17 protein-coding genes are annotated in these 18,761 nt (G+C 55.7%); 7 read left to right on the top strand and 10 right to left on the bottom strand.

Translation table 11 applies throughout. The features are described from left to right. Nucleotides 1-76: 76 nt before the first annotated feature. The gene (locus QT231_RS17080) at nt 77-1,315 is read left to right on the top strand and encodes an AarF/ABC1/UbiB kinase family protein (protein ID WP_308338040.1); all 1,239 of its coding nucleotides are present in this window, start codon (nt 77-79) and stop codon (nt 1,313-1,315) included. 21 nt (nt 1,316-1,336) lie between these two features. On the opposite strand, the gene QT231_RS17075 is transcribed toward QT231_RS17080, so the two are convergent. Then, the gene (locus tag QT231_RS17075) at nt 1,337-1,930 is read right to left on the bottom strand and encodes a GNAT family N-acetyltransferase (RefSeq protein WP_308338039.1); all 594 of its coding nucleotides are present in this window, start codon (nt 1,928-1,930) and stop codon (nt 1,337-1,339) included. Between the two features lie 144 nt (nt 1,931-2,074). Here QT231_RS17075 and QT231_RS17070 point away from each other — a divergent pair, with 144 nt between their 5' ends. Further along, entirely contained in the window at nt 2,075-3,892 is a 1,818-nt protein-coding gene (locus tag QT231_RS17070) for an SEC-C domain-containing protein (RefSeq protein ID WP_308338038.1), read from the top strand. A 19-nt stretch (nt 3,893-3,911) separates the two neighbouring features. Here QT231_RS17070 and QT231_RS17065 read toward each other — a convergent pair whose 3' ends face one another. Further along, a complete protein-coding gene (locus QT231_RS17065) occupies nt 3,912-5,273 on the bottom strand; it encodes an MFS transporter (RefSeq protein WP_308338037.1) in 1,362 nt (453 codons plus the stop codon). A gap of 123 nt (nt 5,274-5,396) precedes the next feature. On the opposite strand from QT231_RS17065, the gene QT231_RS17060 reads away from it, so the two are divergent. The 3 genes from QT231_RS17060 (at nt 5,397) to QT231_RS17050 (ending at nt 7,012) form a co-directional block, all read left to right on the top strand. After that, the gene (locus tag QT231_RS17060) at nt 5,397-5,915 is read left to right on the top strand and encodes a peptidylprolyl isomerase (RefSeq protein ID WP_308338036.1); all 519 of its coding nucleotides are present in this window, start codon (nt 5,397-5,399) and stop codon (nt 5,913-5,915) included. Between the two features lie 142 nt (nt 5,916-6,057). Next, nucleotides 6,058-6,213, top strand: coding sequence for a cytochrome c oxidase subunit CcoM (gene ccoM, locus QT231_RS17055; RefSeq protein ID WP_308338035.1), 156 nt, complete (start codon nt 6,058-6,060; stop codon nt 6,211-6,213). A 292-nt stretch (nt 6,214-6,505) separates the two neighbouring features. Then, on the top strand, nt 6,506-7,012 hold the full coding sequence (locus tag QT231_RS17050) for a hypothetical protein (protein WP_308338034.1): 507 nt from the start codon (nt 6,506-6,508) through the stop codon (nt 7,010-7,012). Between the two features lie 88 nt (nt 7,013-7,100). Here the strand turns inward: QT231_RS17050 and QT231_RS17045 are convergent, their stop codons facing one another. From QT231_RS17045 to QT231_RS17025, 5 genes are all read right to left on the bottom strand, one after another. Beyond that, nucleotides 7,101-7,577 carry a group 1 truncated hemoglobin gene (locus QT231_RS17045; RefSeq protein ID WP_308338033.1) on the bottom strand — a complete coding sequence of 159 codons (477 nt, stop codon included), beginning with the start codon at nt 7,575-7,577 and terminating at the stop codon, nt 7,101-7,103. A 10-nt stretch (nt 7,578-7,587) separates the two neighbouring features. Next, nucleotides 7,588-8,331: a DUF3034 family protein gene (locus QT231_RS17040; protein ID WP_308338032.1), complete on the bottom strand. Its 744-nt coding sequence runs from the start codon at nt 8,329-8,331 to the stop codon at nt 7,588-7,590. A gap of 143 nt (nt 8,332-8,474) precedes the next feature. Continuing rightward, entirely contained in the window at nt 8,475-10,841 is a 2,367-nt protein-coding gene (locus tag QT231_RS17035) for an EAL domain-containing protein (protein ID WP_308338031.1), read from the bottom strand. Between the two features lie 50 nt (nt 10,842-10,891). Beyond that, nucleotides 10,892-11,575, bottom strand: coding sequence for a Cupredoxin (locus QT231_RS17030; RefSeq protein WP_308338030.1), 684 nt, complete (start codon nt 11,573-11,575; stop codon nt 10,892-10,894). Between the two features lie 217 nt (nt 11,576-11,792). After that, on the bottom strand, nt 11,793-13,511 hold the full coding sequence (locus QT231_RS17025; RefSeq protein ID WP_308338029.1) for a proline--tRNA ligase: 1,719 nt from the start codon (nt 13,509-13,511) through the stop codon (nt 11,793-11,795). A gap of 242 nt (nt 13,512-13,753) precedes the next feature. Here QT231_RS17025 and QT231_RS17020 point away from each other — a divergent pair, with 242 nt between their 5' ends. Then, nucleotides 13,754-14,188, top strand: a complete 435-nt coding sequence (locus tag QT231_RS17020; RefSeq protein WP_308338028.1) for a hypothetical protein — start codon at nt 13,754-13,756, stop codon at nt 14,186-14,188. Nucleotides 14,189-14,257: 69 nt separating this feature from the next. Here the strand turns inward: QT231_RS17020 and QT231_RS17015 are convergent, their stop codons facing one another. The 3 genes from QT231_RS17015 to QT231_RS17005 form a co-directional block, all read right to left on the bottom strand. After that, the gene (locus QT231_RS17015) at nt 14,258-15,673 is read right to left on the bottom strand and encodes an amidase (RefSeq protein ID WP_308338027.1); all 1,416 of its coding nucleotides are present in this window, start codon (nt 15,671-15,673) and stop codon (nt 14,258-14,260) included. Nucleotides 15,674-15,777: 104 nt separating this feature from the next. Then, entirely contained in the window at nt 15,778-16,626 is an 849-nt protein-coding gene (nfo, locus tag QT231_RS17010) for a deoxyribonuclease IV (protein ID WP_308338026.1), read from the bottom strand. A 46-nt stretch (nt 16,627-16,672) separates the two neighbouring features. Continuing rightward, nucleotides 16,673-17,428 carry a glycerophosphodiester phosphodiesterase family protein gene (locus QT231_RS17005; protein ID WP_308338025.1) on the bottom strand — a complete coding sequence of 252 codons (756 nt, stop codon included), beginning with the start codon at nt 17,426-17,428 and terminating at the stop codon, nt 16,673-16,675. A 214-nt stretch (nt 17,429-17,642) separates the two neighbouring features. Here QT231_RS17005 and QT231_RS17000 point away from each other — a divergent pair, with 214 nt between their 5' ends. Continuing rightward, entirely contained in the window at nt 17,643-18,620 is a 978-nt protein-coding gene (locus QT231_RS17000) for an NADPH:quinone reductase (RefSeq protein WP_308338024.1), read from the top strand. Nucleotides 18,621-18,761: the final 141 nt, after the last annotated feature.

Here is an 18,761-nt window from a genome sequence, read left to right as displayed (position 1 = left end):
ATTTTTACTGTATATATTTTGTATAGATAAATAGACTTTGTTAAGTGGTGAATTGAGTAACCAGGAGAGACAGCAAATGCGTGATCGCGGCAGAACAAGGCGTTTAATGGGCTTGGGCGCACGCACCGGTGGAGCGTTGCTGAAAACCCGCTTGGGCGGCCAGGCGGATTGGCGCGCCCTGGGCGAAGCCCTGTTTGAGGGGCTTTCAGAGCTGAAAGGCCCGGCCATGAAGCTTGCTCAAATTATGTCCCAGTGGGACGACCTGCTGCCGCCTGATCTCGCCGAGGAGCTTGCCCGCCTGCAGCGTCAGGCCGAGCCGATGCCGTGGCCAAAAATTCGTGAAGCGCTGGTTCAGCAGTATGGCGATATTGACCACTACTTCAGTGAAGTCGAGGAGCGCCCCTTTGCCAGCGCCTCCATGGGGCAGGTTCACCGCGCGACCACCCATGAGGGCGAAACGGTCGTGCTCAAGGTGCAGTATCCCGGCCTTGCCGAGGTGCTGGAGAGCGATTTGATCCAGGTGCGGCGCATTATGCGCTTAGGACGCTGGTTTAAAGTGCCCCAGGCGCGCTTGGACGCTCTATTTGAAGAGCTTGCCGAAAGCCTGCGTGGGGAACTGGATTACCACGCCGAAGCCGCTGCACTGGCCCGTTACCGTGAGCGCTATAAGAATGATCCACGGTTGGTGATTCCCGAGCCGCTACCAGCGCTCTCCGGCCCCCATGTGCTGGCGATGCGCTACGTGGATGGAACGCCATTGCGCGAATTAGCCGAGGCACATGACGGGACGCGCCAGGGCATTGCCCAAACGCTGGCTGACTGGATAACCCAAGAGCTGTTTACCTACGGCGAGCTCCACGCCGACCCTCATGCGGGCAATTTTGCCGCCGATGCCCAGGGGCGGCTGGTGATTTACGACTTGGGCGCGGTGATTGCCGTACCTGATACGCGCTTGAAAGCAATGATGCAACTACTTGATGCCACGCTGAAACATGATCCCATGGGGATGGATGAGGCGCTGATGCAAATGGGCGGGCGCCAGGGGCAGGGGGCGCCGCTGGCACTCTATCGAGAGTCTGCAGAATGTATAGCTCCGTTATTTGAACCGGGGGAGCAGGATTTCAGCGATGTGCGGGTGCACCGCCGTCTGCGCGAGCTAACGCCTAAAGTGTGGGCGGCGATGGATCGCCTGCAGCCCCCCGCCGACACGCTGCTGCTCTCCCGGGCGCTGAACGGCCACTACTGGAATCTGGTGCGTTTGGGCGCGCGGTTGGATATGCATGAGCGAACCCGACCACTGCTTGAGTGGGCGTAAACCCACTAAGAGAGTGATTGCCTAGCTGAGTGTCTTCAGCCAAAACACCATTGGCTTATGGCTTTCCACCTGTTCGCCAATATCTCGCCAAGCGAAAGTGGTGGCTAGCTCGCCATGGCGCTGGTAACCATGGGCGTTCCAGAAACCGTGAAGCGGCTGGTAGTCCGCAGGTTTAGCGGGATGATCTGCTGGTCGCTCTACCGCACAAAAAGCCACTATATCAAATCCCTGTCGCTTGGCGTGGGCTTCTCGTTCGGCCAAAAAGCGTTTACCCGTTCCACAGCCACGGTAGGTGTGAAGCAGCACGGATTCACCATAGTAGAAAACGCGCTCGGGATTGATGCCGTTGGCCTCAAACGGGTGGCGGAATTCGTCGACTTCATCCTGAAGAGGTTGTCCGGTGGCTGCCCCCACCAGACTTCCTCCGTCGAAGGCCAGTACGAATAGGCTATTCGGGTTTTCTGCATAGCGACCTAAATACTCCGATTCGTAGCTCAGTTCGCCATCGTAGAGGTAGGGAAAATCGCGAAATACCTGAATGCGAAGACGGGCAAGCGCTGGCAAATGGGGGGTGATCGCCGAACCTTGGCAGAGGCTAACGTTCAGTTCGCTCATTACATCGCTCCAGTCGACTTTAACACTGTGTGGTTTGCTCAAATCGCCGAACTCTAGCAGCCCTTAAAGTCGTCGCCAATCCTCTCTGCGTGAACCCTTAGGGTCATGCTAAACTATGTCGCTTTTAACACAGTGGAGACGGCAATGCTGGCGGTATGGGTCGATCAACTGCTGGGATTCGCCTCCGGGGCACTCTCGGCAATCAGGCAACAAGAACACTATCCGGATTTTATGACCTGGGTGCGCGCCAAAGGCGCGGATTCCTTTGAAGGCGATGTGGCCATGGCCCAAGCGCTGGCGCCGGTGCTGTGGTCGCAAACACCGCTGGAGCGGCTTGATTTCGCCTGTGAGCCCCTCGCCACGCCGGGGCGTAATGAACCCTGCTGGTGCGACTCTGGGCGCAAATTCAAGCAGTGCTGCTACCAGGTTGAGTTTCCCACCGAAATACCCGACCAGATGATGTGGATGCTTTCGCTACGCGAATGGAAGGGCGCCACCCTGAAAGCCGCGCTGGATAGCCAGCGGGCACCGGCTCAAGCGCTGCTCGAAGCCGGGCTGATCGCTGCTGAAAGTGGCCAGACGGGGCGCGCTATGCAGATCCTCGAGTCGCTGTTCGATGGCAGCGATTGGTCGCGGCTGCCCGAGCAGGCGGAACCCGCCTTTGAGATTCTGCTGGATATTTATCAAGAGCGAGGCTTTAGCCGGAAACGCGCCGACCTGCTTGACGATGTGATGGAGCGCGGGCCGCTGTTTTTACGCGGTGTGGCACTTGAGCGATTGTGTTTAATGCATCTGGATAACGATGACCTGGACAGTGCCCGTGGCGCCTTTGTCAAAGCCCAGCAAGCGCTGCCCGATTCGCCTACCTTGGCTTACATTGAAGCCATGCTGTTGCTGCATGAAGGCCACGAGCAGGAAGCCAAAGAACGCGCCAACTTCTGGTATCGCCGCCTGGTTCGCCAGGGGGAGCTTGATGAAGATCAGTTGGAGTTTCTCGCCGCGCTAGCGGATAACCCCGGCGCGACGCTTGCCGATCAGTTGCTCAGTGCGGAAGAGGATCTGGCCACGCCGTTGGTGGCGCTTCAGGCATTGCTGGCCGCGCTGCCGACGGCCCCTAAAATTGATGTGAGCGCCGACCCTGAAAGTGGGCGTTTGTATTATAACACCAGTGCCCGCGAGGCGACGCTGTTTGCCGCCTGGCATGAGCAGTTTCAGGTGCTGGTGGATGAAGACGTAGCGTTAGGCTTTCGTGATGACCCCTGGGGTAATGCCATTGAGTGGATGTCGGCACTCTGCGCACATCCCGAGTGGCTGGACGCTCCGCAGGTAGTGCAAGACTTGACCTTGGCGCTCACCAGCCGCTTTGGCAGCCTGCCCTGGATGGCGCCGAGCCTGCTGGAGCCACTGGCGCTGCGTCTCTCGCGCTGGTTGGAGCAAGCCCGGGCAGAAGGCAGCGGTAACCTGTGCTGGGACGATGCCAATAACGCCATGCTGCTGCGCACTGGGCTAGCCTTGGTTGTTGGTATGGAGCGTGGAGCGCGTCAGCACTCTCGGGAACTCGCCGAGGAGCTACTGCTGATCGACCAGGAAGATAGTTTGGGTCTGCGCGAATTGGTGCTGGATCAACTGCTGCGCGATGACCGCAATGAAGAAGCATTAGCGCTGGCGGAGGAGAGTGACGACGACGGCTCACTAGTGCTTGGGCTGCTAATGGGCAAAACCTTGGCGCTCTATCGATTAGAGCAGCATGAGGCCGCTGAAACCGCGCTTGTTGATGTGCTCGGCCATAACCGCTACGCATTAGAACTGATCTGTGCTGAAAATCCCCGGCCATCCATGCCACACCCGGACGGCCAGGTTGATCCCGGCTCCCGGGCGGAAGCGTGGCAGTACCGCACCTTGATGCGCGATCAGTGGCGCACGACGCCTGGGGCATTGGAGTGGTTAGAAGCCCACCGCTGACCTAAACCTTCAAGTCTGTTCAAGCAGGCTTGGGGGTCGGCACCAACTCCTTGTCTCGGCTAATCCAGATGGCTAAAACAATCGCTGGTACACCCAGCAGTGTGGCGATCACAAAAAAGCTCGGGTAGCCCTGAGCGGTGACGACCAGTCCTCCGAAGCCGCTTAAAAATTTTCCCGGTAACGTCATTAATGACGAAAACAGCGCGTACTGCGTGGCGGTGTAGGCGCGGGATGTCAGGCTGGAGAGAAAGGCGATAAACACCGCGCTGGCTAAGCCGTTGGCAAGATTATCGCCGATAATCGTCACCACCAGCATGGGCAACTGATTGCCTACCAGGGCAAGGACGGCAAACAGCAGGTTCGTTATCATCACCAGCCCCGCGCCGAAGATCAGCAGCGGGCCGATGCCGTAGCGCGCTACAAGAAGCCCGCCTAAAATCCCGCCGGTAATACTCATCGCAATGCCGAAAATATTGGTTACGCTAGCAATCTCGGCCAGCGAAAAGCCCAGGTCGATATAGAGCGGATTGGCCATTGAGGCCATGGCCAAATCGCTGATTCTGAATACCGCAATAAACACTAAAATCCACAGTGCTTTCACTCCATAGCGGCTAAAAAAGTCGGTAAACGGACAGACCAGCGCACCAATGCTCCAGGCGCCCAGGCGGCGCAACATTTTAGGTTTGCCCCGGCTGGCGCGAATAAACGACCGCACCTTGGGTTCGTGGATAAGTTGAATGGAGAGAGAGGCGCGTTTTGGCTCCGGCCGCATTAGTACGGTAATCACGCCAATGCTCATTAACGCCGCCATACTTAGATAAGCCACACCCCAAGAGGCTGACGCCGCGATATACAGCGCACCAGCACCGGCGGCAAGTAAGCCTCCTCGATAGCCTATAATATAGGTCGAGGCCATAGCGGCCTGGACATCGTCATCGGCGGACTCGATACGGTAGGCGTCAATCGCAATATCTTGAGTGGCTGAGCCAAACGCTACTAACAGTGCAAACAGGGCCACCCAGCCGAGGTTACCCACCGGGCTCAATCCGGCTAGCCCCACCAGCCCGGCAGCAATGGTCGCTTGAGCCAACAGCATCCAGCCACGTCGTTGCCCGAAAGCACGGGTCAAAACCGGCAGCGCTAAGCGATCTACTACCGGCGCCCAGAAAAACTTGATCGAGTAGAGCATGCCAATCCAGGCGAAAAAGCCTATCGCTGCGACCTCAACGCCGTCGCTGCGCAGCCAGGCAGAGAGCGTTGAAAACACCAGCAGAAATGGCAGGCCTGCGGAAAACCCCAAAAACAGCATGGTAATAACGGGCGCACGACAATAAACAGCCAGCGCAGCAAGCCAACTGCGCTGAGGGGTGGGGGTGGGCATCAAAGGCGACTCCTGAAAAGACCCAAGCAATGGTCAAGTGGTAAACTAAGACAGTGTTCTAATACAACGTTTTATCACAACGTTCTAACACAAAACCGACAGCTTACCGGAGAGGAGTTTTCCATGTCGATTACAGCGCACCAGGTCGTTACCTTGCACTATGTGCTAAGCGACGTGCTCAACGATGGCAGCAAACAGGTGTTGGATGACTCCCAGGCGCGCAATAAGCCGCTAGAGTACTTGCATGGTCACGATAATATCGTGCCAGGGTTAGAGAGCGCGTTAGCGGGTCAGTCGGTTGGCGCCGAGTTAAGCGTTCAATTGATGCCCGCTGACGCCTACGGTGTGCGCAACGAAGATCTGGTGCAAGAGGTCAGCCGCGGCTCTTTTGGTAGCGCTGAGTTGGCGCCAGGCAGCCGCTTTCAAACCGAAGGTGAAGCAGGGCCGCAAATTGTCACGGTACTGGAAGTCAATGGCGACCGCGTCACCGTTGATACCAACCACCCCCTGGCCGGGCGCACGCTAAACTATAAAGTGACGATTTTAGATGTGCGTGAAGCCACTCGGGCAGAGTTGGCCAAAGGCCATCCATTACCACCGGGTACCGAGCACAGCAAAGTCGAAGACCGCAAGGTGTTGTAACGCCAGCGCGGCCGTGAGTGAAACGTCAACAGGCCCTAATCACGCCCAAAAATTGATCGGTATCAATTTCCTGTTTATCCGCTTACCCCCGCTTTTCGTAACTTGACCCAGGTCAGCATTCTTCCGCCGTTGAGTGGCTAGTATGAACGCATACATCACGGCGGGAGGATTCACCATGTATTGGGATGAAACAATTATCTTTGGTTTAGCCACCGTCGCGTTAGTAATCGCCTTTATGGTGGGTTGGGTGGGCTTCGTGATTCGCGATCATCTACGTAAAAATGAGCGCAAGAAGTAGCTTTCCCAGTTCATGTAAACCTTGTCAGGGGAGGGGGTTTGCTAGCCTAGCTTTACTGGCATAGTAAGCCTCCTGTTGCCAGCCCATCTTGGGCTGGCTTTTTTTTGCCTGAAATATGCTGATAAGTTGAAATCCCCTAGCGTGCGTTGAGGAGCAATACGAGGCGTGCTCTGGTAGAGTTCTTGGCATAAGTTATTTGCGACAGTTCTTGCGAAAGTGCTTTGCATAAGTTCTTCGCATAAGTTCTTCGCATAAGTTCTTTGCAACAACGAACACACCAGGAAACTATGCCATGAAAGCAGTTGCTTTACACCGCAGCCCATGGGGTCGTGCACGAGATCAGTTAGCATGCGCGTTAATTGTCGTGGGCATCACACTCCCCACGGCTGCCTTCGCCCAGGCATTAAGTATCATCAACGGCGATGTCACTCAAAAGGTCGCCCTAAGTGATTTGCGTGCCATGTCTGACGAGACGTTTACGCTCTACGACCCCTATCAAGGCCGCGATGTGGAGATGCAGGGCCTAGAGTTTCGAACCTTTCTGATTGATCAGTTTGGCGAAGTGCCTCCGGCACTTCACTTTACTGCCTGGGATGACTACGAAGTTACTCTTGAGGGGTGGGATGACCCCAGCTGGTATTTAATCACCACAGAAGATGGTGACCCGCTAACCATTCGCACACGCGGCCCAGCTCGGCTAGTTGAGCGCGATTATACTAATGATAATCGCGATGTTGAGAACCTGCGAGATTTCAACGATTGGATCTGGATGATCCGCAGTATAGAGGCGAAGTGGTGACATTAGCGTCTGAAATTGTTTAGCCCATGCTGGGTTTGCCGTTATTTATAAACCGTACCTGAGCGATGTATCGATGACGGCTGGCAGGTTACTGAAGACGCATAACGTCTGCGTACATGGGGGCGAGTCTGCCCAGCAGTTCGTTACGGGCGCCAAGGGCAATGCCTTCCTCTTGCATCGCGGCATCGAGATGTTCCACTAAACGATTAAAATGCACATCTGTCAGCCCCATATGTTGATGAGCACGATCCATCGGCGGGCCTTCGTAGTTGCAGGGGCCATCGCTGACGTCACACAGCTGGCTGGCCAGGGATTCGGCAAATAAATCGATATTGGTGTTAGCAAAAAATACTACCACTTCAGGATCATCTGCAATTCGGTATAACAGGTTCTCAACCACTGCATCAATCGTGGTTTCGCCGCCCATGCGTTCGTAGAGCGTCGTTTGATTTGGCTGGTGAACACAGCCTGCGAGCGACAATGTAAGCGCGGTAAACGTAAGCGCTATTAAACAACGGCGTACATGAGTGTATTTGCATTCATAGGATTTGCGTTGATCAATCATAGCGCCCCGCTTAAAAAGCTGCCTGGAGTGAAAGATAGCCGCCTTGCTGAGAAGGTAGGCCGGCAATGTCGCCTAAACCCAACCAGGCGCCCGTCAGCGATAAGTGCTTATTGAAGAAGTAGGCAGAGTAGAGGCTTTGCCAATCGTCCTCTGTGGCTACGCTTAGGTTATCGGGTTTCTGGCGATACTCGGCGCCGACAATCCATTGTGGGGTAATAAAGATGCCCACACTTCCCTCCGCCACCCACGAGCGGCTGCCCTGGTCACCGCCAAAACCGAGCAGGCCGCCCTGGTTGGCATCGGTATTGCGTAGGGTCGCGTTGAGTAGCACATTGCGCCCCGCAACCGCACTAAACAGCAGCTTGCTGCCACTAAGGTACACATCGGTGCCGCTTGTTTCATCAGCGCCCAGGGCGGTGGGAATGGCGCCATCCACCAGTCGCTTATGTTGTATCCCAACACTCCAAATGCCCCAGGGGTGATAGAGCACATCGCCGAATATGCGTACCTTCGCGCCATAAATATCCTGGCCTAGTTCGCCACCCAGGGTTTCCAGATCAAGGGTTTGCCGGGCCACGGAGACTTCAACACGATCATAAACATTCAGGCTGGCGCCGGTCACCGTTAGCCGATAATCGTCTACCCACGCACGGGTAGCAGCGGCCGTAACGCCTATTTCCTGAGCGCTTGCGGTGCTGGCAAGCACTGCCCAAGGCGATAAGCCACCTCCCGCAGCCCCTTCAATGGCACTCACGCCGCCCGTTCCAATAATACGGCTTCCGGCTGAAGAGGGCGTGGTGGCAAGCACGAAACAGACCGCTAAGCAGGCCGCGAGACAACCGGAGAGAGAGTACCTAAAGGTTGAGTTGGGCGGTGAAAACATAGATTGAAATAACCTCATGGTTTTCTCTGGAGCGTCTTTAGTATGGAAGACACCGGGTGGGGCAGTGACAGCGGCGTAAAGTTATCCAACCATGTGGTTAGTTCATCCGCTGGCATGGGTTTAGCAATCCAATACCCTTGTAAATAGTCACAGCCAAGTTTGCTTAACAGCTCGGCACTGGCGCGATTTTCAACGCCTTCGGCCACTATGCGCAGTCCTAAACTGTGCCCCATTTCAATGGTTGAACTGACGATGGTTAAGTCATCTTTTTGCGAGTCGATGGCCAACACGAAAGACTTATCGATCTTGAGCTCATCCACGGGTAGCCGTTTGATTTGCGCCAGGGAAGAGTAGCCGGTGCCGTAGTCATCAATCGCGATACGTAGCCCCAGTTGGTTGAGTTCCATCAACGTGGACATAGCGGCATCAACGTCCTGCATAACGGCACTTTCAGTGACTTCGATACTCAGGCGGGCAGGAGAAAGGCGATAGCGTTCTAGTAAACTGGCCAAATAAGTTGCTAATTGACGATCCACCACATCACTGGCGGATAGATTAACCGCTACCGATAAGTGGTAACCGTGTTGCTGCCAGGCATGCAGTTGAGCGCATACATTGGCTAACATCCAGTGACTAAGCATGCTGATACTTCCCGAGCGCTCGGCCAAGCTGATGAACTCATCGGGTGGAACAAATCCTAACGAGGGGTGACGCCAGCGCATCAGTGCTTCGCACTGCTCGACACGGCCGTTACGTGTGTCTACTTTGGGCTGGTAGGCCATCCACAGTTCGCCGTTGCCCACCGCGTCCTGTAGATCGCGAATCAAGGTGAGCTGACGCAGGTGGTGTTCATCCTGACCCTCCAGATAGCGCTGATGAGAGTGCCGGTGACGTCGCGCCATATCCAACGCTATATCGGATCGCCGCAGCAACAGTTGTGGGCTGTCGCCATGGTCGGGGTAGTTGGTTTCTCCCGCCGAAAGTGAGGGCGTGATGGGGGATTTATCAAGATCGATGGGGTGGTGGAGAGTAGTGAAAAGGCGTGTGCGCCAGGCAAAGTCACTTCTCGACTGCTTCACCAGTAGTAGCAGCTCATCCCCATCAAGCCGGTAGGCCGTGCTCTCAGCGTCAAAGTGCTGTAAACGCTTGGCCAGGGTGACCAGCACATGATCTCCCAGTGCATAGCCGAAGGTGTCGTTAATATCGCGAAAGTTATTAATCGCCAGGCGCAGGAGGGTAAACGGCTCACCGCGTTTGATCAAAAGGCTAATATCTTCTTGGGCACTGATGCGATTGGGCAGGTCAGTGAGTAAATCGTGGCGAGATTGGTGATGAAGTGTCGCTTCGCGCTGAGCGATACCCTCCTGCATGGCGAGTAGTGTTGATGCCAATAGCCCGGTTTCGCTCCGCTCAGTACCAATCGGTAACTCGGTGAAGCGCTCGCCGCGCCCAATGCGCTGAGCCGCCTGCGCCAATTCCATTAACGGTTTGCTCATGCTCCGCGCGCTCCACATGGCAATCAGCACGGTAAATAGCAGGATCAGGGCAATGATTCCCAGCAGTTGCCACTGTAATGAACGGTAAGCGCCAAGCAGCTCGTTGCGGGAGAGTTGCAGCAGCGCATAGGTGTGATTAGCGTCGTCGGAATAGAGCTGGCTCGCATAGGAGAGGTACTCAGCATCCGGCGTCATCTGGCTGTGTAAGGTGTACTCGCCTTCGATGAGCTCACTACCACGCCCGCTGATTAACTGCTGGGCTAAGTGCTCGTCGTGAGTACTTGCCAGGTAGCTGATCTCACGGTTATCGAGGAAGTTAACCACGCTAATGTCCAACCCGGTTAACGCATTAATCTCTTCCGTCACTGCTTCATTGATTAAAAAGCCCATGCCCACCCAGCCAATCAGGTTGGGGGCGCGTACGGGGAGCAGGGCAAATTCGTAAGGCTGACCCTCGGCGATGACGACGCTAACAGCTTGACCCTCTTGGCGAGCCCGTTCGAACAGCTGCGGGAAAGGCATCGGGCTATTTTGCGCGTGATGGCTGCTGGCTAAAATATGTCCATCTAGATCGCTGAGCAACACGATATCGGCCTTGGCACGCTCGCCGTGGTTGGCCAGCACAGAGTAGAGCGTCTCGGTATCTCGAGTGGAAACGGCGCTTTTAAAGCCGAAGTCATCGGCGAGGATGGCGACGTTGTTGGCTAACTGCTCCCCACGCGCGTCCAACAGTTGTGCCAACACATTGGCGCCCACTTCTAAACGTTGGGACCCTTTGGCAATGACGTCGTTTTGGGTCGCGCGAAGAAACGCTACTCCGGTGGCGAGCTGCGAGACAATCACCACGGTCAGTAGCACGAGCATCAGGCGCGTTCTAAAGCGCATAGCAACCTCACTAAGTGGCGGATCGCCATCTCCTGAAAACTAATAGCGGCTTAAGTGGCATCTTTAAATCGCTGCTGAAGGGGAGAGAGTATTGGCGCTGGAGGTGGCAGCGCGTTGAGTTCCAAACTGACTTCCAACTGGTCAGTATCGGTAATTATGCCTTCCCACCAAACTTGCTGGCTGTCATCGAGCCGCGGGTGCCATACGCGCACACGATGCTCTCCAGCTGGCAGCGTGGGCAGGGCAAGCATGCCTTCGGCCCCGGTTAGCGCCGCGTAGGGGGCGTCGCTGACCACAATAAAAGCCTGCATATGGTCGTGAATATTACACCCCAAAACGACAACGCCGGATTGGTCGAAGTGAACCGGCGGCGGCGTTTCTTGCAGATAGAGATTTAAATCAAAGGTTTTAGCCGGTGAAAAAGAGTAGACGTGGTGTCGGGTTGTATCCTGGTTGGGAAATGCCACATAGCTACCGGTCGGCACAGTCAGTACCTTGGGGTGAAAGGCGGCATCGCGCTGATAGATGTTCTCTTCTTGAGGTGGATTGCCTGCCGCTGTGTCGTAGTAAACTTCAACGACGGCGTCCTCAAGCGGCTGGCCGTCAGCACTGTGAACCGTTATCTGCGCGGCGTTAGCGGTGGCGCCAAGCAGGGGGATCATCGCTACTGCCAATAACGGGGTTGCGTATGCGCTGATAAAGCCCATAACTGGGCGATGTTGGTGTAGTGGCATTGCGACGTATCCCTTATTAAGCTAGCGCGTAGTTAGCTTGCACTGTGTTGAACTTAATAGTGAATGGATTAGGCAGGAAAGTCATGCGTTTGGCTTAACGGTAAGCCAACTGTTCAACGCAGGGTGGGTTAGGGATTGGGATAACGGCTGAGCCGCCACCGGGCTTGTGGCTACAAGCCCGGTGCAGCTCAGCAGCACCCCGCTAAGCGTTACTACCTTAGCTAGCTTTCTCACGCAAAAAGTTGATGATTTGATCCGCAGGCACCATGGTGGCTTCGCTATCACGGCGTCCTTTATATTCCAGTTCACCGTTGTCCAGGCCGCGGTCGCCGATCACTAGGCGATGGGGGACACCCATCAGTTCCAAATCGGCAAATTTAACGCCGGGTCGGGTGTCTCGGTCATCCAGCAGAACGTCTAAGCCTGCGGCGGTGAGCGCTTGGTAAAGGCGTTCAGACTCTTCGCGCACACGCTGGGATTTGTGTGCGTTCATCGGTACCAGCGCCACCTGGAAGGGCGCAATGGCGTTGGGCCAGATAATGCCGGCGTCGTCGTGGTTCTGCTCAATGGCCGCGGCGACCACGCGGGTTACGCCGATGCCGTAGCAACCCATCCATGGGTGGCTGGTTTTGCCATTGTCACCCAGCACGTTGGCGTTCATGGCCTGGGAGTACTTTTGGCCAAGCTGGAAGACGTGACCAACCTCGATGCCGCGCTTGATAGAGAGCGTACCTTGGCCGTCGGGAGAGGGGTCGCCTTCCACCACATTGCGCAGGTCGGCCACTTCTGGCAAAGCCACATCCCGCTCCCAGTTAATACCGAAGTAGTGTTTGCCTTCAATATTGGCACCCGCGCCAAAGTCGCTCATCAGGGCAACGCTGCGGTCTGCAATAATGGGCATATCAAGGTTCACCGGGCCAAGCGAGCCAAAACCTGCACCGGCTGCTGCGCGAATTTCCTCTTCACTGCCCATGGTAAGCGGAGCCGCCACTTGAGGAAGGTTCTCTGCTTTTACCTCGTTTAGCTCATGATCACCGCGCACTAATAGGGCAATCAGGCCGCCCTCGGCGGCATGTACGATCAGGGTTTTGACCGTTTTCTCGATCGGCAGATCGAACTGCTCAACCAGGGCGGCAATGGTCTTGGCGTTAGGTGTATCTACCAGATGCATCTCTTGGGTAGGCGCCTCGCGCTGAATGTCGCTACCCAGTGGAGCAGGCAGGGCCTCGGCTTTTTCCATATTGGCCGCGTAATCGGAAGAGGTGGAGAAGACGATGTCGTCTTCGCCGGAATCCGCGAGCACATGGAATTCGTGGGAGCCGGTACCCCCGATAGAGCCGTTATCAGCGATCACCGGACGGAAGTCGAGGCCAAGACGCGTGAAAATGCGCGTATAGGCGTCGTACATATCCTGGTAGGTCTGCTTTAGAGAGGCTTCATCCAGATGGAAGGAGTAAGCATCCTTCATGATGAATTCGCGAGAGCGCATCACCCCAAAACGCGGACGAATCTCGTCGCGGAACTTGGTCTGGATCTGATAGAAATTGACCGGCAACTGCTTGTAGCTGGCGATCTCTTTACGTACCAGGTCGGTAATCACTTCTTCGTGGGTCGGGCCTACGCAGTAGTCGCGGTCGTGGCGATCTTTGAGACGTAACAGCTCGGGGCCGTACTGCTCCCAGCGCCCAGACTCCTGCCACAGCTCAGCGGGTTGCACAGCGGGCATGAGAACCTCTTGAGCACCGGCGCGGTTCATCTCTTCGCGCACAATGGCTTCCACTTTGCGCAGGGTGCGCAGACCGAGCGGTAACCAAGTGTAAAGCCCAGAGGTTAAGCGGCGAATCATCCCGGCACGGAGCATTAGCTGGTGGCTAATGACTTCGGCGTCAGCCGGGGTTTCTTTTAGAGTGGCAATCAGTAATTGGCTGGCGCGCATGGGCGTTAGCATTCCTTAGATTTTGAAAACTGGATTCTTAAAAAAGTGCTTAAAAGCGTTGAATGGAAGCATTGTACGGCCTAGCGGTTGAAGCGGCAAAATAGTCCTTATCGCTAAATCATCTATGCTTCTGGATGGCTGTGCTAAACTGATCAAGTTTTATGGCGCGATAGTCGGCAAAAAAACCAAAGCGCAATACGCTATATCGGCTATCGTTACTTTTTTTGGTTGAGGGAACCTTCATGCACCAAGCAGTTCGTCGCTGGTTGACTGGCGCCGTGGTTGGCGTTTCCATCGTGTCATTGAGTGGTTGTGGTACGCTTTTTCACCCTGAGCGTAAGGGCCAATTGAGCGGTGATATTGATCCGGTTATTGCTGTCGCCAACGGGGTAGGTTTGCTGTTTTTTATCGTACCCGGAGTGATCGCCTACGCCGTGGATTTCTCTAATGGCACCATCTACCTGCCTGGCCGTAATAGTGCCTCAGTGGATGTTCACCACTTAGACGACGCTATGGATGTGGCTTCTCTGGAAAAACTGCTCTCTGAAACAGCCGGTCAGCCGGTGAGTTTAGAGAGCGAGTTGGTGATGATCGAAGAGATGAGCAGCCTGGATGAAGCATTGGCTATGGTGCGCATGTCGGGCGTGTTAGACCAAGAGAAACTCTCGGCAATGTAACGTTCCTATTGATCGCTAAAGCCCAGCCAAGCGTTATGATTGGCTGGGCTTTTTTATGCTGCACAGCTGTTAAGCATACTGGGCGGGGTTGGGCACGCTGGGAAAGCGTGGTGGGTGCGCTTCCATGTAGGCATGACAGGCGCGCAGAACCCGCACATCATCGTATTTGCCGCCCGCTAGCTGAAAGCCCACCGGTAAACCGTCGCCGGTAAAACCGCAGGGCACCGACGCGGCGGGTTGCTGACTGAGGTTAAAAGGGTAGCTAAATGGCGCCCACTCTTCCCAATCCCGCATATCACTGCCGGGGGGAACTTCCTGGTTTATTTCAAACGGCGGGATAGCCACCGAAGGTGTCATTAGCAGATGATACTCTTGATTAAAGTGCTCCAAGCGCTGGGTTAACTCCGCACGATCCGCCAAGGCACGAAACAGGTCAACGGCTTTCCAGGGCTCGGCTTCACGGGCATTGGCCACCATACCGGAGTCCAGCAGCGTGCGCTGGCGGTCATCCATTTGTGACCACTGTTCTAGCGAGGCGGTAAACCATAGTTTGCGAAAGGTATCCAGCGGTGAGGAAAAGCCGGGATGCACTTCGACCACTTCAGCGCCTAACGCCTCCATCCGGTTGGCTGCTTCGCGCACGCGTTCGGCAACTTGCGGGTCTACTTTGGCATAGCCAAGATCAGTGGAGTAGCCAATTCGCAGCCCGGTTAAGCCTTTATCTAGATCTACACCCCAGTCTTCAGGCTGTCCGCGGGTGGCGTAGGGGTCACGGTAATCGTACCTGCCCATCACGTTCAACATACTCACCGCATCTCGAACGGTGCGTGTTAACGGCCCCAGGTGCGATAAGCTGGGCTCTTTGGCTGGCGGCCATTGGGGCGTCCAGCCGAAAGTAGGTTTAAAGCCAAAGACACCGGTGAAAGCAGCGGGAATCCGGATAGAGCCACCTGAGTCGCCACCCTGGTGTAGCACCCCCATATTGAGCGCCGCAGCCGCAGCGGCACCGCCGGAAGAGCCACCGGGGGTTAACCGTGTGTCCCAGGGGTTGGCCGTGGCGCCAAAGACGCGGTTATCAGTGACTGCTTTCCAGCCAAATTCAGGCGTGTTGGTTTTGCCCAGCAGGATGGCGCCCGCTTCGCGCAGCATGCGTGCCGGTGGGGCGTCGCTGTCACATAGCGCCTCTGAAGAGGTGAGCGAACCTTCTCGGCAGGGCATGCCAGCCACTTGGGTCAGGTCTTTTAACGAAACCGGCACTCCATCGATGGGGCTAAGCGGTTTGCCTTGTCCCCAGCGCCGCGCTGAGGCTTTGGCCGCTGACTCTGCGCCTTCAGCATCCACATACACATAGGCATTAACGTCTGGGTTAAAACGCTCAATCCGCTCAAGGGCCGCGCGGGTGGCTTCTAGCGGTGAGGCCTCTCGGCTTTCAAACAAGTGAGCTAGGGCCTGGGCATCTAAACTGCCAAGATCGGTATCGCTCATTGCTCGCTCCTTACTTAGGCTGGGGCTTGAGGAAAGGAGCTTAAGCGTAGGCAAGCAACGCCGGGTGTGCAAAAACCGCTGAACGCTGGGTTATATTATTTAGCTCACGCTGTGGGTGCTTGAGTGCGCAGCCAAGCAATTTCATCGGCCCAGATATCGGGTTCGATGGTTTCCAAAATCATGGGGATGCCGCTAATCCGGGGTTCCTGCATGATGGTGGTAAAAGCGGGAAGGCCAATGTTGCCTTTACCCAGGCTATGGTGGCGATCCACGCGGCTGGCAAGGGCGCTTTTGGCATCGTTTAAATGCATACCGCACAGGTACTCAAAGCCAACAACGCTAGCTAATTCATCAAGTGTTGCTTGGGTTGTCTCTGCAGTGCGCAAATCGTAGCCCGCCGCAAAGGCGTGGCAGGTATCAATACACACTCCTACGCGGGCTTTATCGTCCACGTGGGCAATGATTTCGGCTAAATGCTCGAAGCGCCAGCCCAGGTTGGTACCTTGTCCCGCCGTATTTTCAATCACTGCCGTGACGCCTTGGGTATGCGCTAGCGCTTCGTTAACGGATTCCGCAATACGCTTTAAGCAGTCGCTTTCGCTGATTTTATTTAAGTGACTGCCGGGGTGAAAGTTAAGCAGTGTCAGCCCTAATTGCTCGCAGCGCTGCATCTCATCCAGAAAGGCATCCCGGGATTTACGTAGCCCTTCCTGCTCCGGGTGGCCAAGATTAATCAGATAGCTGTCGTGGGGCAAAATCTGCTCAGGGGCGAAGCTATGCTCGGCGCAGGCGTCGCGGAAGGCTTGAATCGCTTCATCGGTGAGCGGCTTACCTTGCCACTGGCGCTGATTTTTGGTGAATAGCGCAAAGGCATCTGCGCCGATTTCCACTGCCCGGTGCACGGCTTGGTCTGCGCCGCCAGCGGCGCTCACATGGGCTCCTAGGTACTTCACGGTGGACTCCTTGCCAGTGTGTGAATTAATAAGTTGTTAGAGCTTATCAGTGACTATCTAGAAAGCGCTTGAATGCGGCGGGTTCATCGGTGATGACACTGCCGATTCCCCACTCCCAACGACTATGAAAAGCGCTAGGGTCATTGGCGGTATAGCACAATATTTGATAGCCCTCGCGCTGCATGGCGTCGACTTGGGCGCGCTTTAAACGTGGCCAGTGAGGGTGCACGCTGAAAGCCTCAATGGCCTCGCACTGTTCGCGCCAGTTTTTTGGCACGCTGCCGAACAGCACGCCCAGGGCCAGCCGCTCTTTGCTGGCAAAGCGACGGCAGTGGCTGAGGGCGCTGGCATTGAAGGAGGAGATGATCAAACGCTCGGGTGGGAGGGTGTCCAGCATTTCCGGCAGCGCGCGATCAACCAGCGCGATGGGGTCACGGCCTTTGTTGACCTTTATTTCCATATTGACGCCCATCTCCAGCTCGTTCAACAGTGCCAACATCTCGCTAAGGCTAGGCATCTTCTCACCCGCAAAACGATCATCAAACCACCCCCCAGCGTCCAGGGTTTGCGCCTTGATCCAATCCATGGAGGCGAGCCCACCACGCCCGTTTGAACAGCGCGCGACGTCGCTGTCGTGCCAAATCACTGGTGTGCCGTCCCCCAGTAGCTGCACATCCAGTTCTACCCATGTGGCCCCCGCCTGGTGGGCAGCGCGCACCGCCGCGAGGGTGTTTTCAGGAGCGGCGGCAGAGTAGCCGCGGTGGGCAATTAGCGCGGGGAGCTGAATAGCGGGATGCGTCATGACAAATCTCTAAGCCTTAGACGATAAAGGAGAGCTAATTCTAGCATGGGTGCATGACAGCAGGATTTCATTCGATTCGTGCTCAAAGGGGAAAAAACTGAGGTGGAATAACGCTAGCGTGCTAGCTTGATTTAAACGCCGCGACGCGCTTGTATAGCAGCACCCGTTGTTATGCTTGTTATTGACAACCCAAGCAATGAATAAGGAAACCTCTATGTCTCAGCGTATTCAATTTGCCCGTACCGGTGGTTCTGAAGTGCTTGAACTGGTCGACGTTACCTCCGCTGACCCTGGGCAGGGTGAAGTGCGTATTGCCAATAAGGCTGTCGGCCTCAATTTTATCGATATCTATTTTCGCACCGGGCTCTACCCAGCCCCTTCCTTGCCTTCTGGGCTAGGCACCGAAGGTGCCGGTGTCGTCGATGCGGTGGGTGAAGGTGTTACCCATCTAAGCGTGGGCGATCGCGTGGCCTATGCCCAAGGCCCTTTGGGGGCGTATGCTGAACTGCATACGTTGCCTGCGGCTAAAGTGGTCAAGCTGCCTGACTTCGTTGATTTCGAAACCGCAGCGGCGAGCATGCTCAAGGGCTTGACCGTGCAGTATCTACTGCGCCAAACCTATGAGTTGAAAGGCGGCGAAACCATTCTGTTTCACGCCGCAGCTGGTGGGGTCGGGTCGATTGCCTGCCAGTGGGCGAAGTCACTAGGCGTTAAGCTGATCGGTACCGTGAGCTCCCAGGAAAAAGCCGATCTGGCCATAGCCAACGGTGCCTGGGCGACGATCAACTACAGCGAAGAGAATGTGGTTGAGCGGGTACGTGAGCTCACCAATGGCGACATGTGCGATGTAGTGTATGACTCGGTGGGTAAAGACACCTGGGAAATGTCGCTGGACTGCCTAAAACCCCGTGGACTGTTGGTCAGCTTTGGCAACGCCTCTGGCCCGGTGGATGGCGTTAATATCGGTATTCTTAACCAGAAGGGTGCACTCTACGTGACTCGCCCCAGCCTAAATGGATACGCCGACACCCGCGAGCGCTTGGAGATGATGTGCGAAGAGTTCTTCGCCATGCTGAAAAGCGGCAAAGTCAAAATAGATATCGCCAATCGCTACCCGTTGGCAGAAGCGGGCAAAGCGCAAGACGCGCTGCAAAGCCGTAAAACCACTGGGTCTACTATTTTGCTGCCTTAGCAAGCTTGTTTTATCTGTCGGCTTTTCTTTGAGAGGAGGAGCGGGCTCAGTCTGCAAGAGTGTTTCGATGCAGTGAAGTCCTGCAGGTCGCTGTCTATATAAGCCTATCTCTTCTCTACAGGTACTCCCTTTGCAGCTCGG

This window comes from Halomonas sp. SpR1, from assembly GCF_031010175.1.
Taxonomy (GTDB): domain Bacteria; phylum Pseudomonadota; class Gammaproteobacteria; order Pseudomonadales; family Halomonadaceae; genus Vreelandella.
Note: the sequence above shows the minus strand (reverse complement) of the source record. Positions and strands in the feature narration are given on the sequence as shown.

Bases quoted from the DNA above. Each gene is read 5' to 3' on its own strand.
- QT231_RS17080 (WP_308338040.1), top strand. From the start codon at position 77: ATGCGTGATCGCGGCAGAACAAGGCGTTTAATGGGCTTGGGCGCACGC.
- QT231_RS17075 (WP_308338039.1), bottom strand. From the start codon at position 1,930: ATGAGCGAACTGAACGTTAGCCTCTGCCAAGGTTCGGCGATCACCCCC.
- QT231_RS17070 (WP_308338038.1), top strand. From the start codon at position 2,075: ATGCTGGCGGTATGGGTCGATCAACTGCTGGGATTCGCCTCCGGGGCA.
- QT231_RS17065 (WP_308338037.1), bottom strand. From the start codon at position 5,273: ATGCCCACCCCCACCCCTCAGCGCAGTTGGCTTGCTGCGCTGGCTGTT.
- QT231_RS17060 (WP_308338036.1), top strand. From the start codon at position 5,397: ATGTCGATTACAGCGCACCAGGTCGTTACCTTGCACTATGTGCTAAGC.
- ccoM (WP_308338035.1), top strand. From the start codon at position 6,058: ATGAACGCATACATCACGGCGGGAGGATTCACCATGTATTGGGATGAA.
- QT231_RS17050 (WP_308338034.1), top strand. From the start codon at position 6,506: ATGAAAGCAGTTGCTTTACACCGCAGCCCATGGGGTCGTGCACGAGAT.
- QT231_RS17045 (WP_308338033.1), bottom strand. From the start codon at position 7,577: ATGATTGATCAACGCAAATCCTATGAATGCAAATACACTCATGTACGC.
- QT231_RS17035 (WP_308338031.1), bottom strand. From the start codon at position 10,841: ATGCGCTTTAGAACGCGCCTGATGCTCGTGCTACTGACCGTGGTGATT.
- QT231_RS17030 (WP_308338030.1), bottom strand. From the start codon at position 11,575: ATGCCACTACACCAACATCGCCCAGTTATGGGCTTTATCAGCGCATAC.
- QT231_RS17025 (WP_308338029.1), bottom strand. From the start codon at position 13,511: ATGCGCGCCAGCCAATTACTGATTGCCACTCTAAAAGAAACCCCGGCT.
- QT231_RS17020 (WP_308338028.1), top strand. From the start codon at position 13,754: ATGCACCAAGCAGTTCGTCGCTGGTTGACTGGCGCCGTGGTTGGCGTT.
- QT231_RS17015 (WP_308338027.1), bottom strand. From the start codon at position 15,673: ATGAGCGATACCGATCTTGGCAGTTTAGATGCCCAGGCCCTAGCTCAC.
- QT231_RS17005 (WP_308338025.1), bottom strand. From the start codon at position 17,428: ATGACGCATCCCGCTATTCAGCTCCCCGCGCTAATTGCCCACCGCGGC.
- QT231_RS17000 (WP_308338024.1), top strand. From the start codon at position 17,643: ATGTCTCAGCGTATTCAATTTGCCCGTACCGGTGGTTCTGAAGTGCTT.